This is a genomic window from Streptomyces sp. AK010 (assembly GCF_014207295.1).
In the GTDB taxonomy this organism is placed as follows: domain Bacteria; phylum Actinomycetota; class Actinomycetes; order Streptomycetales; family Streptomycetaceae; genus Streptomyces; species Streptomyces massasporeus.
Window position 1 is genome coordinate 1 of the sequence record NZ_JACHCX010000001.1, and the last position, 16,648, is coordinate 16,648.

The 16,648-nt window shown below is 71.7% G+C and carries 14 protein-coding genes and 1 pseudogene; 4 read left to right on the plus strand and 11 right to left on the minus strand.

Going from position 1 to position 16,648, the window contains the following annotated elements:
* The first annotated feature begins 570 nt into the window (after positions 1–570).
* Positions 571–1,500: a hypothetical protein gene (locus HDC93_RS00005; RefSeq protein WP_185005897.1), complete on the plus strand. Its 930-nt coding sequence runs from the start codon at positions 571–573 to the stop codon at positions 1,498–1,500.
* Positions 1,501–2,079: 579 nt separating this feature from the next.
* On the opposite strand, the gene HDC93_RS00010 is transcribed toward HDC93_RS00005, so the two are convergent.
* The 3 genes from HDC93_RS00010 to HDC93_RS00020 all read right to left on the minus strand — a co-directional run bounded on the left by HDC93_RS00010 (position 2,080) and on the right by HDC93_RS00020 (position 4,609).
* The gene (locus HDC93_RS00010) at positions 2,080–2,376 is read right to left on the minus strand and encodes a hypothetical protein (RefSeq protein WP_185005899.1); all 297 of its coding nucleotides are present in this window, start codon (positions 2,374–2,376) and stop codon (positions 2,080–2,082) included.
* A gap of 103 nt (positions 2,377–2,479) precedes the next feature.
* Positions 2,480–3,484 (minus strand): site-specific integrase, encoded by a 1,005-nt coding sequence (locus HDC93_RS00015; RefSeq protein ID WP_185006884.1) that lies wholly within the window; start codon positions 3,482–3,484, stop codon positions 2,480–2,482.
* A gap of 75 nt (positions 3,485–3,559) precedes the next feature.
* Positions 3,560–4,609, minus strand: a complete 1,050-nt coding sequence (locus HDC93_RS00020; RefSeq protein ID WP_185005901.1) for a site-specific integrase — start codon at positions 4,607–4,609, stop codon at positions 3,560–3,562.
* A gap of 131 nt (positions 4,610–4,740) precedes the next feature.
* Here HDC93_RS00020 and HDC93_RS37950 point away from each other — a divergent pair.
* A pseudogene (locus HDC93_RS37950) lies at positions 4,741–4,872 on the plus strand (peptide deformylase); the annotation flags it as partial.
* Between the two features lie 237 nt (positions 4,873–5,109).
* Here HDC93_RS37950 and HDC93_RS00025 read toward each other — a convergent pair.
* Positions 5,110–6,540: an NAD(P)/FAD-dependent oxidoreductase gene (locus HDC93_RS00025; RefSeq protein WP_185005903.1), complete on the minus strand. Its 1,431-nt coding sequence runs from the start codon at positions 6,538–6,540 to the stop codon at positions 5,110–5,112.
* Positions 6,541–6,659: 119 nt separating this feature from the next.
* On the opposite strand from HDC93_RS00025, the gene trxA reads away from it, so the two are divergent.
* The gene (trxA, locus tag HDC93_RS00030) at positions 6,660–7,040 is read left to right on the plus strand and encodes a thioredoxin (protein ID WP_031103862.1); all 381 of its coding nucleotides are present in this window, start codon (positions 6,660–6,662) and stop codon (positions 7,038–7,040) included.
* A 35-nt stretch (positions 7,041–7,075) separates the two neighbouring features.
* On the opposite strand, the gene HDC93_RS00035 is transcribed toward trxA, so the two are convergent.
* The 3 genes from HDC93_RS00035 to HDC93_RS00045 all read right to left on the minus strand — a co-directional run bounded on the left by HDC93_RS00035 (position 7,076) and on the right by HDC93_RS00045 (position 10,609).
* Positions 7,076–8,512: a benzaldehyde dehydrogenase gene (locus HDC93_RS00035; RefSeq protein WP_185005905.1), complete on the minus strand. Its 1,437-nt coding sequence runs from the start codon at positions 8,510–8,512 to the stop codon at positions 7,076–7,078.
* A gap of 296 nt (positions 8,513–8,808) precedes the next feature.
* Positions 8,809–9,858, minus strand: a complete 1,050-nt coding sequence (locus tag HDC93_RS00040) for a LacI family DNA-binding transcriptional regulator (protein WP_398983226.1) — start codon at positions 9,856–9,858, stop codon at positions 8,809–8,811.
* Positions 9,859–9,940: 82 nt separating this feature from the next.
* The gene (locus tag HDC93_RS00045; protein ID WP_185005909.1) at positions 9,941–10,609 is read right to left on the minus strand and encodes a TetR/AcrR family transcriptional regulator; all 669 of its coding nucleotides are present in this window, start codon (positions 10,607–10,609) and stop codon (positions 9,941–9,943) included.
* A gap of 128 nt (positions 10,610–10,737) precedes the next feature.
* Here HDC93_RS00045 and HDC93_RS00050 point away from each other — a divergent pair, with 128 nt between their 5' ends.
* Positions 10,738–11,301 carry an NAD(P)H-dependent oxidoreductase gene (locus HDC93_RS00050; RefSeq protein ID WP_185005911.1) on the plus strand — a complete coding sequence of 188 codons (564 nt, stop codon included), beginning with the start codon at positions 10,738–10,740 and terminating at the stop codon, positions 11,299–11,301.
* A gap of 335 nt (positions 11,302–11,636) precedes the next feature.
* On the opposite strand, the gene HDC93_RS00055 is transcribed toward HDC93_RS00050, so the two are convergent.
* The 4 genes from HDC93_RS00055 to HDC93_RS00070 are packed head-to-tail and all read right to left on the minus strand — an operon-like array spanning position 11,637 to position 16,408.
* Positions 11,637–12,767, minus strand: a complete 1,131-nt coding sequence (locus HDC93_RS00055) for an XdhC family protein (protein WP_185005913.1) — start codon at positions 12,765–12,767, stop codon at positions 11,637–11,639.
* Entirely contained in the window at positions 12,760–14,874 is a 2,115-nt protein-coding gene (locus tag HDC93_RS00060; RefSeq protein WP_185005915.1) for a xanthine dehydrogenase family protein molybdopterin-binding subunit, read from the minus strand. The genes HDC93_RS00055 and HDC93_RS00060 overlap by 8 nt, the downstream gene beginning before the upstream one ends.
* On the minus strand, positions 14,871–15,863 hold the full coding sequence (locus tag HDC93_RS00065; RefSeq protein WP_185005917.1) for a xanthine dehydrogenase family protein subunit M: 993 nt from the start codon (positions 15,861–15,863) through the stop codon (positions 14,871–14,873). Before HDC93_RS00065 ends, HDC93_RS00060 begins: the two co-directional genes overlap by 4 nt.
* Positions 15,860–16,408 carry a (2Fe-2S)-binding protein gene (locus HDC93_RS00070; RefSeq protein ID WP_185005919.1) on the minus strand — a complete coding sequence of 183 codons (549 nt, stop codon included), beginning with the start codon at positions 16,406–16,408 and terminating at the stop codon, positions 15,860–15,862. The genes HDC93_RS00065 and HDC93_RS00070 overlap by 4 nt, the downstream gene beginning before the upstream one ends.
* Positions 16,409–16,648 lie beyond the last annotated feature (240 nt).

Consider the following 16,648-nt stretch of genomic DNA (forward strand, 5'->3'; position numbering starts at 1 on the left):
GCGCAGACGCCACCAGGCAACAGCCCGACGCAGCCACTACCAACGACGGTCCACCGACGAACCCGCTGGATAGATCACGAAACCGCACTGGAGTACTAAGCCGATTCCGCCTGCGGCGACACGGATGCTCAACCCGACCGGGTGTCCTTTTACCACCCCGTGCAGGACGTACTCGTCGACCACCATCTCTCTGTCTACTGAACCCTCTCTGTCTACTGAACCCCGACCGACCGCGCGCTGATCGCTCTGTCGAGGGCTAGGCCGATACCTCCGTTCCTTCCGGGGTGGAGACGACCGATCCTGGTCTGAGCCCCAAGGCCACCCAAGTCCTCGGGCGTAGTCACCGTGCGATGGTCCACAGCGGGTTAGCGCGGACCTGCACCTGCGCTGTCCGGTACAGGTCCGCCCGGCGCAGCTTGCCAACATCCAGGATGCCTGGTCACGATGCGACAACAAACTCGACTAGGCAACGAAGCGGATCGAACCCGGCCGAGGGCCGACGCGTCGCAGGAACGGCGAGACCTCCGCTGCTCCACTACGTAGCTTGCCCCCTCAGCCCTTGGGAGACCCATGCGTACGAACTCCATGCGTACCGCCCCTTTCATCGCCGCACTCGCTCTGTGCGCCGTGGGAGCCACTGCCATCGTCGGCTGTGACAACGAGCAGGCCGACAGCCGCAGTGCGCAGGCACGCGTCACGGAATCGGCGCCGCAGATGGGGGCACGCGCCCGCCAGGTCGCAGACGCCTGGGACGGCTCCGAGGCCGCCGAGAAGTGGCATAGGGGCTACTACCCGATGGGGGAAGTGGTCCAACTGCCGGAGAACGGCCTCCGCAACGAAACCGACAAGCGAGCCTACGAAACCGGGAACTTCGACCTGCATGGAGATCTTCCCGCCGCCCCACACAAGGACGGCAAGGTGACGTGGGAGAGCGGCGGCTCGCTCACCATGCACCTCATGGAAGCCCAGAAGGCGTACAAGGCTCTGGACCGCGACAGCAGCCCCGGACCGCGCCTGACGGTGACCGGAGCGAGGCTGGGAGAAATGACCGTGCTCACCAGCCGCGGCCCGGCGACGGTACCGGCCTGGTTGTTCGCCCTGGAGGGCTACGACACACCGCTCAAGCGGGCCGCCGTCAGCCCGTCAAAGCTCCCCCAGCCGCCGATCAAGCCGGTGGGGCAGGAGGTACCCACCGACGTGCTCACGCAGCTTGGCGGGCTGGTCAAGGTGGCGGAGGATGGCCGCTCCGTTACCGTCGTAGCCACCCACGGGTCCTGCGACGACGGCCCCGCCGTGAACGCGCTCGAGTCGAGCGGGAGCGTGGTGCTGTCCGCATCCGCCGCCGGAGCCAAGGACAGTAACTGCACTGGCGAGATGCGCGGAGAAAGGGTGACGGTGAAGCTGAACCGGGCGGTCGGCAACCGCATTCTCCTGGACGCGTTCACGGGCCGCCCGGTGCCTTACAGCCAGTGGCCCAGGATCTCACAGAGCTGGAGCTGAATCGTCCGTTCCGGAAGGCGACGCCCTCCAAGCATCAGGAAGCCAGGGCCACCGACCAAGTCGCATGGCCCCGCAGCTTGCCCGGCACGAGGGGCCGCCACGCGGGCCCGGTATTTGACCTCGGTAACGTAGCGCACGAGGCCAGTGGACGCTGCTGCTGGCGGACAGCAAATGAAACTCCTCATGCACGAGCGGTTCGCTTCCTGAACCGGTCGGCGACCCCGTGCGGCCCCGTCTCACTCACGTCAATCGTCGGTGATTCTGCAACGGAGGATTTCGGGTGACAGCCCACGTGAGGCGCCGGTGAGCCTGTCGGTGCCGACGATGACGACGGTTCCGCGGAGGTTGAACGGGACGCTGTACTCGCGGGCGACCAGTGTGGCTGTCTGATGGAGGGGCTGGGGTAGCCGAGGAGCCCTGCCCCAGCCAGACGGTCCACCGGTCGGCGGTGGCAATGCCTTCGACGCAGTCGGCGCCGATTGCGCCCCAGGGAGTCCAAGAACCGAGGGCCGTGGTCGTCGTCCAGGTCCACCACCGTGGCCGGACCGTTCACGGGGATGCGCAGCGCCCGCACCGGTGTCACTGTCCGTCTGCGAGCTGGCGGCGCAGGACGAGGAGCTCGCCGTGGGCGGTCTCCAGCGCGGTTCGCAGCTCGGCGATCTGCTCGCGGTGTTCCTTGCGGACCTGGGCCAGTGGCTGGGTGAGGCGTCGGATGAGAGTGCTCTCGGCCGCGTCGGCATCGGCCGGTTGATCGGGGGCCGCGGCTGTACCTGCTCGTGACCGGCGCAGGGCCTCGATCTGGGGGCGGACTACGGTGTGTTTGTGGATGAAGTCGGTGGATACGCCTGCGTCGGCGGCGATCCCGGCGATGGTCACCGGCCCCGTGGTGGAACGTGCGCGGCGAAGGGCTTGCTCAACTGCCTTCTCCGCTCGCTCTCTTCGGTTCCGGGTCGCGGCGGCGAGGGCCTGGACGCGGCGGTCAGGCATCATCGTCTCCTTCTCGCTGCTGCGGGGCGCCGGCGCCGCGAACGGGGGTGAACGTGCCGTCGTTGTGGCGGACGTGGTCGATGGCCAGCAGGACTGCGTCGAGGGCGGCGGCCTCTTCGCAGCGGCCGCGCAGCCATACGTTGTCGTCGCCCATCGGCTCGCCGTAGCGGGCGAGGTGGGCCTGCTGCCGACGTTCGATGAGCTCGCGGGTCTCCTGGCGCTGCTGAACCAGCGTCGCCTCATGAGACTCATCGGTGACGAACTTCGTGCAGGTCAGGCAGGCGTTTCCCTTCTGGCAGTGCTGGCGGGGCGGCAACAGGCACCAGCCGTGGGGAAGAACCGGGTCGGTGCGTTTGTCCAGGGCGATCGACTCGAACATCTCGCGCGGGTCCTGGGTGTGGTCGCGTCCATCGGCGGTGATCTTCCTGTAGCGCAGGAACTCGCGCTCCGCGGTCTGGGCGAGGGTTCGTGCGTAGTGGAGGAACATCTGCGGGGACTTGTGTCCCATGTAACGCATGGCGACGTGGAGCGGGACGCCCGCGTTGAGCAGGTTGGTCGCCTTGGTGTGACGGAAGGTATGGGTGCGGGAGATGACGACCGGTTTGCCCCCCTCGTCGCGCAGGTCGATCGTCCTCGCGAACTTGGTCAACCGCGGCCGGCCGGTTCGGTCGCTGTAGGGGCGGTCCCCGTTGCGGTTCTGCTTCTTGGCGAGGAACAGGTACTTCGGTTCGACGCCCGTGCGGCCCTGCTCGACCATGAACTTCCGTGCGTACTCCTGCTGTTGACGGATCAGGTCGACGACCTCCTGGTCGACGAGAATCGTCGCGTCCCCGGTGTCGATCTTTGTCTGCTGGTAGCGGAGCCGGGCGACGTGCCCGTCGGGGTCGGCGAACGGGATGGCGATGAGGGGATCGAAGTCGAGCATGGCGACCTCGTTGAGCCGTCGGCCGGTGCGGATGAGCAGGCCGAGGATGCGCAGGAGTTGCTCGTCTCCGATCCCTCCTTCGTCGACCGGGGCGGGCGATCAGCTCGCTGTGCTCGGCGATGCGGCTGATCACGGCATCGCTGAGGATCAGCTCGGGCGCCGGGGCCTTGGGACCCACCGGCTTCTCGCCGTAGCGGAAGAGCACGGCGTGCTGCGGGCCGAGCCGCCGCTTGAAGCCGTCGATCCAGTCGTAGACGCTCTCCGGCCGCAGGGCCGCCCGACTTCGCCGCGGTAGAGGTTGATGAAGACCGGGTCATCATCGCCGAACTCGATGCCCTGCTCGGCCAGTTGGAAGAGATACTCGCCGTAGAGGCCGTCGAGTTGATCGCTGACGTAGAGTCGTCGGTACTGCTGGTTCTTCACCCGCAGCCGCCGGCGCTGATCCTCACGGGGCTGAACCTCGACGAAGGCGGTGGTGCCGGTGCCCGGCTGCCAGTCGCGGTGCCAGAGCAGAAGGGCCTCGGCAAGCCGCAGGCCGGTTTCCTCCAGCAGGGTCCACAGAAGCCGGAAGCGTACGTCACCGCACCAGATGCCGTCGTCGAGCCGGGCCGCGTCGTTCTTGATGACGGTGATCTGCCGTGGGGTCAGGAACGGCGGCGGTGTGTGCGGGCCCCGGCGGCGGCCGACCACCCGCCGCTCGTGGCCTCCACCGAGGTGGCCGAGGAAGGACGCGTACTGGCCGCGGGCCTCCATCGTGCCGCCCTTGACGTGCACGTAGAACGAGCGGGCCGCCGGGACATCGCTGACGATCGCGTGGTAGCGGTAGAAGCTCATCACCGCCGTCAGGACGGTGCCGACAGTACTGGCCGGCACCGGCTTGTCCGGCCTGAGCGCGACGACCGTCGGATCGGTACCCCGATTACGCAGACGCTGCACCAAGCGCACCAGGTCATCGACGCCGACCTGCCGCCAGTCCTGGCTGCGAGCCTCCAACAGCGTCCACCACACCGCCAGACCACCGGCGTAGCTGCGGACCGTGTGTGGCGAATACCGCTCCTGCCGCAGGTACTCCAGAAACTGTTCGACCGGCTCGATCACCCGCCAGTGCTGGTCGAGGACGATGTGAGTGATTTCCTCACCTGCCACCACCCGTTGCCGTGCTGCCATACCGGGACCATTGGCGCATTCATCGCTCATTGAACATCACCGTCAGCGACGTCACCGGCATGAGCGAACTACACCGGAAACGGGACCGTTCTGACCCCCGCCGTCGTGTATGCAGGCATCGTCAACAACGTCAGCGACATGCTGAGGCGTACCCCAGATGTCATCTCGACGGCGTCCTGTACCGGGACCGCTCCCAGCCGCGTTCCCTGTCGTCCAATCTGGCGATGGCGGAGCGCTGGACCCAGCCGACACCGCAGGAGGCGGCGCGGGCGCTCGGCTTCGGGCTGCCGTAGCGAGCGGAGCCGCCCCGCCGAAATTCGGAGGCGCCCGCGGCGGCGCGTCCGTTACCGTGACCGCATGTCTACGCCCCGAATTTCCTAGCCGAGGACCCACTCCCACGCCACCCGTGCGTCCTCCACCCGGCCGCCGTCGCGGCGTGTCCTGCCGACGGCTACCGGGAACTGGTGGCGCCCGCGCACCGGTGATCCCGGCCGGGGCCGTGCGGCGCGGGGCGCCGGACGAGCCTCGGGTCAGGCGTCGCGGTAGGCCTCCAGCAGCCGCAGCCACACCTCGCTGATCGTGGGGTACGAGGGGACGGCGTGCCACAGACGGCTGATCGGGACCTGGCCGGCCACCGCGATGGTCGCGGAGTGGATGAGTTCGCCGACTCCGGGCCCGACGAGGGTGACACCGCGCAGGATCTCGGCCTCGAGGTCGACGATCATGCGGGCGCGGCCCTGGTAGCCGTCGGCGTACAGCCCGGCCCCGGAGACGGTGGACAGGTCCACGTCGACGGCCTTCACCCGGTGCCCCGCGTGTTCCGCCTCGGCCAGGGACAGGCCCACGGCCGCGGCTTCCGGGTCGGTGAAGACGACCTGCGGGACGGCGGCGTGGTCGGCGGTCGCGGCGTGGGCGCCCCAGGGCTCGGACACGAGGTTCTCCCCGTTGGCGCGGGCGGCGATGGCGGCTCCCGCGATGCGGGCCTGGTACTTGCCCTGGTGGGTGAGGAGGGCACGGTGGTTGACGTCGCCGACCGCGTACAGCCAGTCGTGGCCGTCCACTCGGAGGCTGTCGTCGACCGGCAGCCAGGAGCCGGGGTCGAGGCCGATCGTCTCCAGCCCGATGTCGTCGGTGCGCGGGGCGCGGCCGGTGGCGAAGAGGATCTCGTCGGCCTCGATGCGGTCGCCCGCGCCGGTGACGGCCACGACCGTCCCGTTCTGGCGGGTCACCGATCCCACCGAGGTGCCCGTACGGACGTCCGCGCCGGCCTCCGTGAGCGCCTCGGCGATCAGTTCCCCGGCGAACGGCTCCATGCGGGGCAGCAGGCCCTTGCCGCGGACGAGCAGGGTGACCTGCGAGCCGAGGGCCTGCCAGACCGTTGCCATCTCGGTGGCGACCACTCCGCCGCCGATCACGATCAGCCGGCCGGGCACGGTCTTGGAGCTGGTGGCCTCCCGGCTGGTCCACGGCTTGACGGCGTCGAGCCCGGGCAGGCCGGGCAGGGCGGCGCGGCTGCCGGTGCAGACGGCGACCGCCTGGCGAGCGGTCAGAACGCGTTCGCCGCCGTCCGGACCGGTGACCGTCACGGTGCGGGGGCCGGTGAGGCGCCCGTGGCCGCGGTACAGGTCGGCGCCGATGGAGTCGAGCCAGCCGACCTGACCGTCGTCCTTCCAGTCCGAGGTGTAGTAGTCCCGGTGGGCGAGGACCGCCGAGGCGTCGAGGGGGCCCTGCACGGACTGGCGCAGGCCGGGGACGCGGCGGGCGTCCGCGCGGGCGATGACCGGCCGCAGCAGGGCCTTGCTGGGCATGCACGCCCAGTAGGAGCACTCGCCTCCGACCAGTTCGCTCTCCACGACCGCGGTGGTCAGTCCGGCGGCGCGGGTGCGGTCGGCGACGTTCTCCCCCACGGGCCCGGCACCGAGCACCACGACGTCGTACGTGTTGGTTTCCGTTTCCGTCATGGGGTCAGTCTGGTGGGTGGTGTGCGCCCTGGCCACATGGGTAGGGGCGCGGAATACGTGTCCGGTCGGCCGTGTTGTGCCGACGGCTCGACCCCACACCAGGAAGAGGGATTTACGCCATGAGCAGCACCGTGGAGCTCACCAAGGAGAACTTCGACCAGACGGTCACGGACAACGAGTTCGTCCTGATCGACTTCTGGGCCGACTGGTGCGGGCCGTGCAAGCAGTTCGCCCCGGTGTACGAGAAGGCGGCCGGGGAGAACCCGGACCTGGTGTTCGGCAAGGTGGACACCGAGGCGCAGCCCGAGCTGGCCGCGGCCTTCGGTATCCAGTCCATTCCCACGCTGATGATCGTCCGTGACCAGGTCGCCGTGTTCGCCCAGCCCGGCGCCCTGCCCGAGGCCGCCCTGACGGACGTCATCGGGCAGGCCCGCAACCTCGACATGGACGAGGTGCGCAAGTCGATCGCCGAGCAGCAGGCCCAGCAGCCGACCGAGTGACGGGTCCCGGGACCCCGGGCCCGTCGGGCCGGGTCCTAGAAGGGGTACGGAGCGACGTCTCCGCGTACCGTCGTCCAGCGCAGCTCGGTGAAGGCCTCCAGATTGGCCTCACCGCCGAAGCGGGCGCCGGTGCCGGAGGCGGCGACTCCGCCGAAGGGTGCCACGGCCTCGTCGTTGACCGTCTGGTCGTTGATGTGGACGATGCCGGTCGGGATGCGGTCGGCGAGGTCCAGACCGCGCGCCGGGTCCCTGGTGACGATGCCCAGGGAGAGGCCGTACGGGCTCTGTGCGGCCAGCGCCGCCGCCTCGTCGGTGGTGGTGAAGGGGCGGACGGGCGCCACCGGGCCGAAGACCTCCTCCGTGTACGCGGGGGTGCGGTCGTCCACGTGGGCGAGGACCGTCGGCCGGTAGAAGAGCCGGTCATGAGTGCCGCCGGCGGCGAGCTTGGCACCCGCGGCCGTGCTGGCCTCGACCAGACCGCTGATCTTGCCGAGTTGGCCCGAGTCGATGATGGGGCCCAGGTGGACCTGGTCGCGGTGCGGGTCGCCGACGGCGAGTGAGTCCGCCTTGGCGGCCAGCCGCTCGACGTACTCGTCGTAGAGGGACGCGTGCACGAGATGGCGTCCGGTGGTCATGCAGATCTGGCCCTGGTGGAAGAACGAGCCCCAGGCGGCCGTGGAGATGACCGCGTCGAGGTCGGCGTCCTCCAGCACGATCATGGCCGAGTTGCCGCCCAGTTCCAGGTGGGCGCGCTTGAGGTGACGGCCCGCGGCCTCGCCCACGGCCCGTCCGGCGGCAGTGGAGCCGGTGAAGGAGATGACGGGCACGCGCGGGTCGGCGACCAGGGCCTGTCCGGCGTCGGCGCCGCCGGGGAGCACGTGCAGCAGGTCCTCCGGCAGGCCCGCGGCGGCGAAGACCGCGGCTAGGGACAGCCCTCCGCAGACGGCCGTGCGCGGATCCGGCTTGAGCAGGACCGCGTTGCCCAGCGCCAGCGCCGGAGCGACGGAGCGGATCGACAGGATCAGCGGGGCGTTGAACGGCGCGATCACGCCGACCACACCGGCCGGGACGCGGCGCGTGTACGACAGGCGCGGCGCCTCGCTGGGCAGGACCTGGCCGGCCGGGCGGGAGGCGAGCGCGGCGGCCTCGTAGCACTCCTGGGCGGCGACGTGCAGTTCGAAGTCGGCCTTGCCGGGGACGGAGCCCGATTCACGGACGAGCCATTCGCGCAGTTCGGCGGCGTGCTCGGTGAACAGGTCGCCGGCCTTGCGGAGCACTGCGGCTCGGGCGAAGTGCGGGGTGCGTGCCCAGTCGCGCTGGGCGGCGGCGGCCCGCCCCGAGGCGGCGCCGACATCCTCGGGGGTGGCGAGGGCGAGGGTGCCGAGTTGCTGGCCGGTGGCGGGCTCGGTGACGGTGTACCCGGCCCCCGCGAGGCGGCGGGGCTGCCAGGTCCTGGTGTCGAGCAACGGCATGACGGCTCTCCGATCGATCGGTCACCGGCTGACGGGTTGGGCACAATTGCCGTACGTGCGCGGCCGGTTCGGCGGTCACATGGCGGGACCCGCCGCGCGGGCGCGGCGGTGCGCCGCGGCCCGCGCGAGACGCGTCCCCGTTTTGTTGAGCATGCAACATCCTAGCCATGCCTCGGCACGAAAGCGGGGCCGCCGGGCTGCCTGTCGGCCCGGTCGTGCCGACCGATCGTGCGCGGCCGGACGTTCCGACCGATCATGCGTGGCCGGTGGTGCGCTGCCGGTCGTGCCGCGCCGGGTCAGCTCGATTCGCGGTGCAGCACCGTCGCCCCCAGCACCTTGTGCGTCTCGGGCTCGGAGGCGGGCTTGCGCACCGCGCGGTCGACCAGTTCGGCGAGTTCACGGCCGCAGGGCAGCTCCAGGTGGACCGTGCTCAGCCGGGGCCGCAGCAGCCGCCCGAGCATCAGGTCGTCGGCGCCGACCACGGCGGTCTCCTCGGGGATGCGGATGCCCTCGTCCAGCAGCGCCCGCATCAACAGCATCGCGTACTCGTCGTTGTAGGTGAACACGGCGTCCAGGCCGAGGGTGCGCCAGCGGGCGGCCAGGCGCGCCGCGGCCTGCTCGTCGTAGGCGAGGGGCAGTTCGGTCACCGTGGCGTCCGTGCCGCGCACCGACTGGCACACACCGTCGAGGCGGGGTGCGGAGAACGCCTCGAGGCCGGGTTCCTGCGGGACGACGACACCGATCCGGCGCCGGCCGCGGTCGTAGAGGTGGGCGCCCGCGCTGTGGCCGACGACGTCATGGTCCATGAGCAGCGCGTGCGCGCCCTCGATGGTCTCGGGGCCGAGGGTGACCACGGCCCGGGCTCCCGAGCGCTTGAGCACCGCCACTCCGCGCGGGCCGAGACCGGAGCCGGGCACGAGCACGGCCACGGGCCTCAACTCGGCCCAGGCGCGAGCCGCTTCGTCGCCGTGCGGGCCGCCGGTGCCGTACTGCACGACCGTGTAGTCCAGGCTGCCGAGCGATCCCTGGAGGTCATTGAGGAACCGGTTGTAGAGCGGGCCGACGGGGAAGGTCGGCGCCGGGATGAGGACCATCCGGCTGTGCCCGGCGCGCAGACTGCGGGCCGCGGCGTGCGGTACGTATCCGAGTTCCCTCGCGGCCTCGTGCACACGGCGGCGGGTGGGTTCGCTGATGCGTACGGCGCTGGTGTTGTTGAGGACGTAGGAGACGGTCGCGCGCGAGACGCCGGCCAGGCGGGCCACATCGGCGCTCGTGGGCACGGAGCGCGACGGTGCGGGGGACGGGGGCGCGGGCGTTTTCGGTATCTGCACCATGACGTACGGCATCTTGGCAGAAGCCCCAATGCGCCCTTGCGGCGGGGGAGTTGTGACGAACCCATGAGCGCTCACGAGGTGCAGGGGGAATCTTTCAGCGGGCGGCGCTCGCGCCCGCCACCCGGTCGACCAGGTCGGTCCACGCGACCTCGAGGCGGGACAGCGGTATGCCGCACTGCCTGGTCAGGTGGTGCACGAGGGCGGGGTCGAGCTGTCCCATCAGGGCGTGGGAGAGGAGCTCGCAGTCCGCTTCGGGGACCGCCTGCCGCAACAGCATCTCGATGTGGTGCCGCAGCACACGCCGGGCGGGGGTGACGTAGCGGCGGCTCGCGCCGGGCTCGGCGGCCAGCTGCAGCTCGAGTTCGTCGGTCGAGCGGCGCAGCATCGCGCAGCCGAACGCCCGCAGCCGCTCAACGGGCGGCGCTCCAGGTCCGAGCGGCGGCGGGCCGCCGAGGAACGCGGCCTGGAACTTCTTCTCGGAGTGGTCGAGCAGCGCCGTCAGCAGGCCGGTGCGGTCACCGAACCTGCGGAAGACCGTGCCCTTGCCGACACAGGCCTCGGCGGCCACCGCCTCCATCGTGACGGCCTCCGCGCCGCGCTCCGCCACCAGCCGCCCGGCGGCCTCCAGCAGCCGGGCACGATTGCGCGCGGCGTCGGCCCGCAGGCACGGCTCGTCCTCCTCCAGCAAGGTGCCGAGCTGGAGCAGCTCAGGGTGGTCGACGGGCTCCTGGGGCGTCGGGACGGGGGGCGGGGCGGCGGACATGAAGCCAGCGTAAAGCATCGGGAACAAAACTGGACCGCGGTCCGGTTATGGTGCTAGAACGTTAAACGGACCCCGGTCCGTATCGTCACCACTGTTATCAGAGCAGTGCCTCAGATGTGGGAGTCAGCATGTCCGTTCGTATCCTCGCCCTCGTCGGCAGCCTTCGCGCCGGTTCGCACAACCGCCAGCTCGCCGAGGCGGCCGTCAAGCTCGCCCCAGAAGGGGCCGAGGTGGACCTGTTCGAGGGTCTGGCCGAGATTCCCTTCTACAACGAGGACATCGACGTGGAGGGCAGCCTCCCGGCCGCCGCCGCCCGGCTGCGTGAGGCCGCGAACGCCGCCGACGGCCTGATCCTCTTCACCCCCGAGTACAACGGCACCATTCCGGCCGTCCTGAAGAACGCCATCGACTGGCTGTCCCGCCCGTACGGCGCCGGTGCCCTCAACGGCAAGCCGGTCGCCGTGGTCGGCACCGCGTTCGGCCAGTACGGCGGTGTCTGGGCGCACGACGAGACCCGCAAGTCCGTGGGTGTGGCCGGCGGCAAGGTCCTGGAGGACGTCAAGCTGTCCATCCCCGGCTCGATGACCCGCTTCGCCGAGACGCACCCGGCCGACGACGCCGAGGTCGCCGAGCAGCTGACCGAGGTCATCGCCCGCCTGCACGGCCACGCGTCGGAGCCCGCCGCGGCCTGACCGCGTCATTTCGTACCCGTGGAGGGGCCGGGGCCGATGGCGCGATGGCGGCCCCGGCCTCTTCGGCATTCCGGCGGAGGTCTCCGCCGACCGGGCCGAGAGCCGGGTCGGCGCTTGCCCGGGGCGACCTGCGGCGGCCCCGGCAAGCGCCGGACGGGCTGAGTCAGGCGGGCGGCAACGCGCCGGGCACTGGCCGGCCTCAAGGATCGAGCAACCCCCCGCGCCAGACCGGCACCGGCCCCGAGGCGGACACGCGGCTCTCCACCCGGCACCCGACCGCCCCCAGGCGTCCGGGCAGCACCCCGGGAAAGCACCCGACCGGCTCGGGACGGTCGTCAGGCCGGTTGCGGATGCGCCTGTCGGGCGGCCCTGTGGATCGGTGTGGCCGAACCCGTGAGCGGCGCCCCCGTGCCGCCGTGCCGGGCTGCGATGATCTCCGCCGCGATCGAAACGGCCGTCTCCTCGGGCGTACGGGCTCCCAGGTCGAGGCCGATCGGCGATCTCAGCCTGGCCAGGTCGCGCTCGCTCACGCCCGCTTCCCGCAGCCGTCGGTTGCGGTCCTCGTGGGTGCGGCGGGAGCCCATCGCGCCGATGTAGGCGACGGGCAGCCGCAGCGCCTCCGTCAGCAGAGGGATGTCGAACTTCGCGTCGTGGGTGAGCACGCACAGCACCGTGCGCCCGTCGGTCTCCGTGCGCCGGAGGTAGCGGTCGGGCCAGTCGACGACGATCTCGTCGGCCTGCGGGAAACGGGCCCGGGTCGCGAAGACGGGGCGCGCGTCGCACACGGTGACGTGGTAGCCGAGGAACGCACCCGCCCGTACCAGGGCCGCCGCGAAGTCGATCGCACCGAAGACGATCATGCGGGGCGGCGGCACGGCCGATTCGACGAGCAGGGTGAGGCCGCCCGGGCAGTGCGACCCGTCCTCGGAGAGCTCCACCGTGCCGGTGCGGCCGGTGTCCAGCAGGGCCCCGGCCCGGTCGAGCGCCGCGCGGTCCAGCTGCGGGCCGCCGCCGAGGCCACCGTCGGACGAGCCGTCGGGGCGGACCAGCAGGGCCTGCCCCAGGAGGCCGGACGGGCCCCGCACCACCCGGGCCAGCGCCACCGGCTCGGCCCGGGCGGCGGCCGCCAGCGCCGCCCTCTCGGCCGGGCGCCCGCCCGCGAACGGGGTGATCATGACGTCGATCGTCCCGCCGCAGGTCAGCCCCACCGCGAAGGCGTCCTCGTCGCTGTAGCCGAACCGCTCGACGACCGTCTCGCCGTCCTGGAGGGCCTGAAGACAGAGGTCGTACACCGCTCCCTCCACACAGCCGCCGGAGACCGAGCCGACGGCCGTGCCGTCCGCGGAGACGGCGAGCGCGGCGCCGGGAGGACGCGGGGCGCTGCCGCCCACGGCGACGACCGTGGCGACGGCGAAGTCCCGGCCCCCCTCGATCCACTCGTGCAGAGGTCCTGCGAGATCAAGCATCGCCGCCCGCCAGCAGCACACGGTCGGGGCGGATCGGCAGGTCCCGGTGGCGCACGCCGGTCGCGTGCCACACCGCGTTGGCGACCGCCGCGGCCGCGCCCACGATGCCGACCTCGCCGATGCCCTTGATGCCGACCGGGTCGTCCGGGTCGGGGTCGTCGACCCAGTCGGCCTCGATGTGCGGGATGTCGGCGTGCGCGGCGACGTGGTAGCCGGCGAGGTCGGCGCCGTAGATGCCGCCGCTCGCCCGGTCCCGGACGGCTTCCTCGTGCAGGGCCATGGAGATGCCCCAGATCATGGCGCCGACGAACTGGTTGCGGGCGGTGAGCGGGTTGACGATCCGGCCCGCCGCGAAGATGCCCAGCATGCGGCGCACCCGGACCTCTCCGGTGGCAGGGTCGACGGCGACCTCGGCGAACTGCGCGCCGAAGGCGTGCCGCTCCTTCTGGGCGAGGGCGCCGAGTGCTTCGGCCGTGTCCGACCGTACGGTGACGCCCTCCGGCGGGATGTCCGCGCCCGGCGGGAGGCTCCGGCGCAGTTGCTGGGCGGCGGCCGTGACGGCCCAGCCCCAGGAGCGGGTGCCGGCCGAGCCGCCGGCGATCGACGCGGCGCCGAGGTCGCTGTCACCGATCCGCACCCGGACACGGTCCGCGGGCACCTTGAGGACGTCGGCGGCGATCAGCGTGAGCGCGGTGCGGGCGCCGGTGCCGATGTCCGCGGCGTTGATCCGCACGGTGAAGGTGCCGTCGGCCTCCGCGGTCAGGGCCGCCGTGGACGGCATGGCCAGGGTGGGGAAAGAGGCGGCGGCGGTGCCCGTGCCGAGGAGCCAGCGGCCGTCCCGGCGCACGCCGGGCCGCGGGTCCCGCCCGTCCCAGCCGAACCTGCGGGCGCCTTCCCGGAAGCAGGGGATGAGGTTGCGGCTGCCGAACGGCAGCCCGGACACGGGGCCCACCTCGGGTTCGTTGCGGACCCGCAGCTCGATCGGGTCGATGCCGCACCGCTCCGCGAGCTCGTCGAGTGCCGACTCCAGCGCGAACGAGCCCGACGCCTCGCCCGGGGCGCGCATCCAGGTCGGGGTGGGGACGTCGAGTTTCACGAGCCGGCTGGCCGTGTGATGGGCGTCGGCGGCGTACATCGACCGGCTCGACGCCGCGCTCGGCTCGACGAAGTCGTGGACGGTCGAGGTCTGGTTCAGTGACCGGTGCTCCAGCGCGAGCAGCCGTCCGTCCGCGTCGGCGCCGAGCCTGACCCGCTGGGCGGTGGGGCTGCGGTGACCGGCGAGGGAGAACATCTGCCGGCGGGTCATGACGACCCGGACCGGGCGCTGCAGCACGGTCGCCGCCATCACCGCGGCCACCTGGTGCACGCGAACGCCCTTGCTGCCGAAGCCGCCGCCCACGTGCTCGGACCGGACCCGCACCGAAGCCGGGTCGAGGGAGAACAGGCTCGCGAGCTCGCCGGCGACCCAGCCGGTGCCCTGGTTGGAGTCGACGACCTCCAGGCGGCCGCCGTCCCACCGGGCCGCCGCCGCGTGCGGCTCCATCGGGTTGTGGTGCTCCTCCGGGGTGGTGTACTCGGCGTCCACCACCACGGCGGACGCGGCGAGTCCGGCCTCCAGGTCGCCCTTCTCCACCACGGCCGGCATGTGCCCGTCGAGCGCGTACGCCTCGGCCTCGCGCCCGGCGGAGAACGCGACGTCGTGCGGCTCCCGGTCGTAGTGCACCACGAGGGCTTCGGCGGCCTCCCTGGCCTGCTCGGAGGTCTCGGCGACGACCAGGGCCACCGGCCAGCCCATGTGGGGCACGCGGTCGTGCTGGAAGAGGCCGACGGTGGGGTCCGGTGGGGTGCCCATCATGCCGGTGTAATCGGTGTCGACACGCGGGGCGTTGTGGTGGTGGAGCACGGTGAGCACTCCGGGCATGGCGAGCACGGCGTCGGTGTCCAGGGCGCGGATGCGTCCGCGGGCGACGGTGGACAGCACCAGCCAGCCGTGGGCGAGTTCCGCGAAGGGGATCTCGCCGGCGTAGCGGGCCGCTCCGGTGACCTTGTCGCGGCCTTCCACGCGCGGGTGCGCGGTGCCGACGGCTCCCCTGGTGGCGGTGGTCATCGGGCGGCCTCCTCGGCGAGTTCGCTCAGCACGGCCACGACGAGGTTGCGCATCAGGGTCACCTTGTATCCGTTGTGGGGCAGGGGCCTGGCGGCCGCCAGTTCGGCGTCCGCGGCGGCCGCGAAGTGTTCGGCGTCGGCCGGGCCGCCGGTCAGGGCGCCTTCGGCCGCGCGGGCGCGCCAGGGGCGGGAGGCGACCGCGCCGAAGGCGAGGCGCACGTCGTGGACGAGGCCGTCCCGGACGTCGAGCGCGGCGGCGACGGAGCCGATGGCGAAGGCGTACGAGGCCCGCTCGCGCACCTTGCGGTAGCGGGAGTTGGCCGCTGTGGCGGTGGGCGGCAGGGTGACGCCGGTGATGAGCGCACCCGGCGGCAGGGCGGTCTCCAGATGCGGGGTCTCCCCCACCGGCAGGTAGAAGTCGGCGAGCGGCAGCTCCCCCGCCCCGTCGGCCGTTTCGTACGACACGCTCGCGTCGAAGGCGGCCAGTGCCACGCCCATGTCGGAGGGATGGGTGGCCACGCAGTGGTCGGAGGCGCCCAGGACGGCGTGGTTGTGGTGCTCTCCGGTGATGGCGGGGCAGCCGCTGCCGGGATCACGCTTGTTGCAGGGGGAGGTGACGTCGGCGAAGTAGCCGCAGCGGGTGCGCTGGAGGAGGTTGCCGCCGACGGTGGCCATGTTGCGCAGTTGCCCGGAGGCTCCGGCCAGCACGGCCTGCGCGAGTGCCGGGTAGCGGCGCCGGACCTCGGGGTGAGCGGCCAGGTCGCTGTTGGTGACGGTGGCGCCGATGCGCAGCCCGCCGTCCTCGGCCGGCTCGACGCGGTTCAGGGGCAGTTCGCGTACGTCGACGAGCCGGGCGGGCCGTTCGACGCCGGTCTTCATCAGGTCGACGAGGTTCGTGCCGCCGCACAGGAAGCGGGCTTCGCCGTCGCCGTCGAGCAGTGCCACGGCGCCGGAGACGTCGTACGCCCGCTGGTAGCCGAACTCCCTCATGCCGCAGCTCCCTTGTTGCTCTCCTCGGCGGCCCGGGCCACGGCCTGGACGATCGACACGTACGCGCCGCAGCGGCACAGGTTGCCGCTCATGCGCTCGCGGATCTCCTCCGGGGTCAGCGGTGGTGGTCCCGCCTCGGGCCGGACGTCGCCGGTGACGGCGCTCGGCCAGCCGGCCGCGTGCTCCTCGATCACGGCGATGGCCGAACAGATCTGGCCCGGCGTGCAGTAGCCGCACTGGAAGCCGTCCAGGTCGAGGAACGCCTGCTGCACGGGGTGCAGTCGCTCGCCCTCGGCCACGCCTTCGATGGTGGTGATCTCGCGCCCTTCCGCGGCCACGGCGAGCTGGAGGCAGGCCACGCTCCGGCGGCCGTCGAGCAGGACCGTGCAGGCACCGCACTGGCCCTGGTCGCAGCCCTTCTTGGTGCCCGTCATGTCGAGTCGTTCACGCAGGGCGTCGAGCAGGGTGGTGCGGTGGTCGACGGTCAGCGTGTACTTCTCGCCGTTGACGGACAGGGTGAGGTCGCTGGACGTCGATGGGGGCATGGAAGCCTTCTCTCTCACATCGCGAGGTCGGGGGTGGGCAGGGTCACTGCGGGCGGCGATGCCGGTTCGCGACCGTGCGGGACGCGGGGCGGGCGGGCCCGGGGCACGGCAGCCGCGGGCTGTCCGCACACGCGGCACGCCGATACGATGGGCAAGCGGACAGTTGTCCGTTACTCGGAAAACTTAACGGACAACTGTCCGCTTAACAAGGGGCTGGTTTCGGCCACGGCCCGGGAGGAG

Excerpts from the sequence above, each read along its gene's own strand:
- HDC93_RS00005 (WP_185005897.1), top strand. The coding sequence starts at position 571 with ATGCGTACGAACTCCATGCGTACCGCCCCTTTCATCGCCGCACTCGCT.
- HDC93_RS00020 (WP_185005901.1), bottom strand. The coding sequence starts at position 4,609 with ATGAGCGATGAATGCGCCAATGGTCCCGGTATGGCAGCACGGCAACGG.
- HDC93_RS00025 (WP_185005903.1), bottom strand. The coding sequence starts at position 6,540 with ATGACGGAAACGGAAACCAACACGTACGACGTCGTGGTGCTCGGTGCC.
- trxA (WP_031103862.1), top strand. The coding sequence starts at position 6,660 with ATGAGCAGCACCGTGGAGCTCACCAAGGAGAACTTCGACCAGACGGTC.
- HDC93_RS00035 (WP_185005905.1), bottom strand. The coding sequence starts at position 8,512 with ATGCCGTTGCTCGACACCAGGACCTGGCAGCCCCGCCGCCTCGCGGGG.
- HDC93_RS00040 (WP_398983226.1), bottom strand. The coding sequence starts at position 9,858 with ATGCCGTACGTCATGGTGCAGATACCGAAAACGCCCGCGCCCCCGTCC.
- HDC93_RS00045 (WP_185005909.1), bottom strand. The coding sequence starts at position 10,609 with ATGTCCGCCGCCCCGCCCCCCGTCCCGACGCCCCAGGAGCCCGTCGAC.
- HDC93_RS00050 (WP_185005911.1), top strand. The coding sequence starts at position 10,738 with ATGTCCGTTCGTATCCTCGCCCTCGTCGGCAGCCTTCGCGCCGGTTCG.
- HDC93_RS00055 (WP_185005913.1), bottom strand. The coding sequence starts at position 12,767 with ATGCTTGATCTCGCAGGACCTCTGCACGAGTGGATCGAGGGGGGCCGG.
- HDC93_RS00060 (WP_185005915.1), bottom strand. The coding sequence starts at position 14,874 with ATGACCACCGCCACCAGGGGAGCCGTCGGCACCGCGCACCCGCGCGTG.
- HDC93_RS00065 (WP_185005917.1), bottom strand. The coding sequence starts at position 15,863 with ATGAGGGAGTTCGGCTACCAGCGGGCGTACGACGTCTCCGGCGCCGTG.
- HDC93_RS00070 (WP_185005919.1), bottom strand. The coding sequence starts at position 16,408 with ATGCCCCCATCGACGTCCAGCGACCTCACCCTGTCCGTCAACGGCGAG.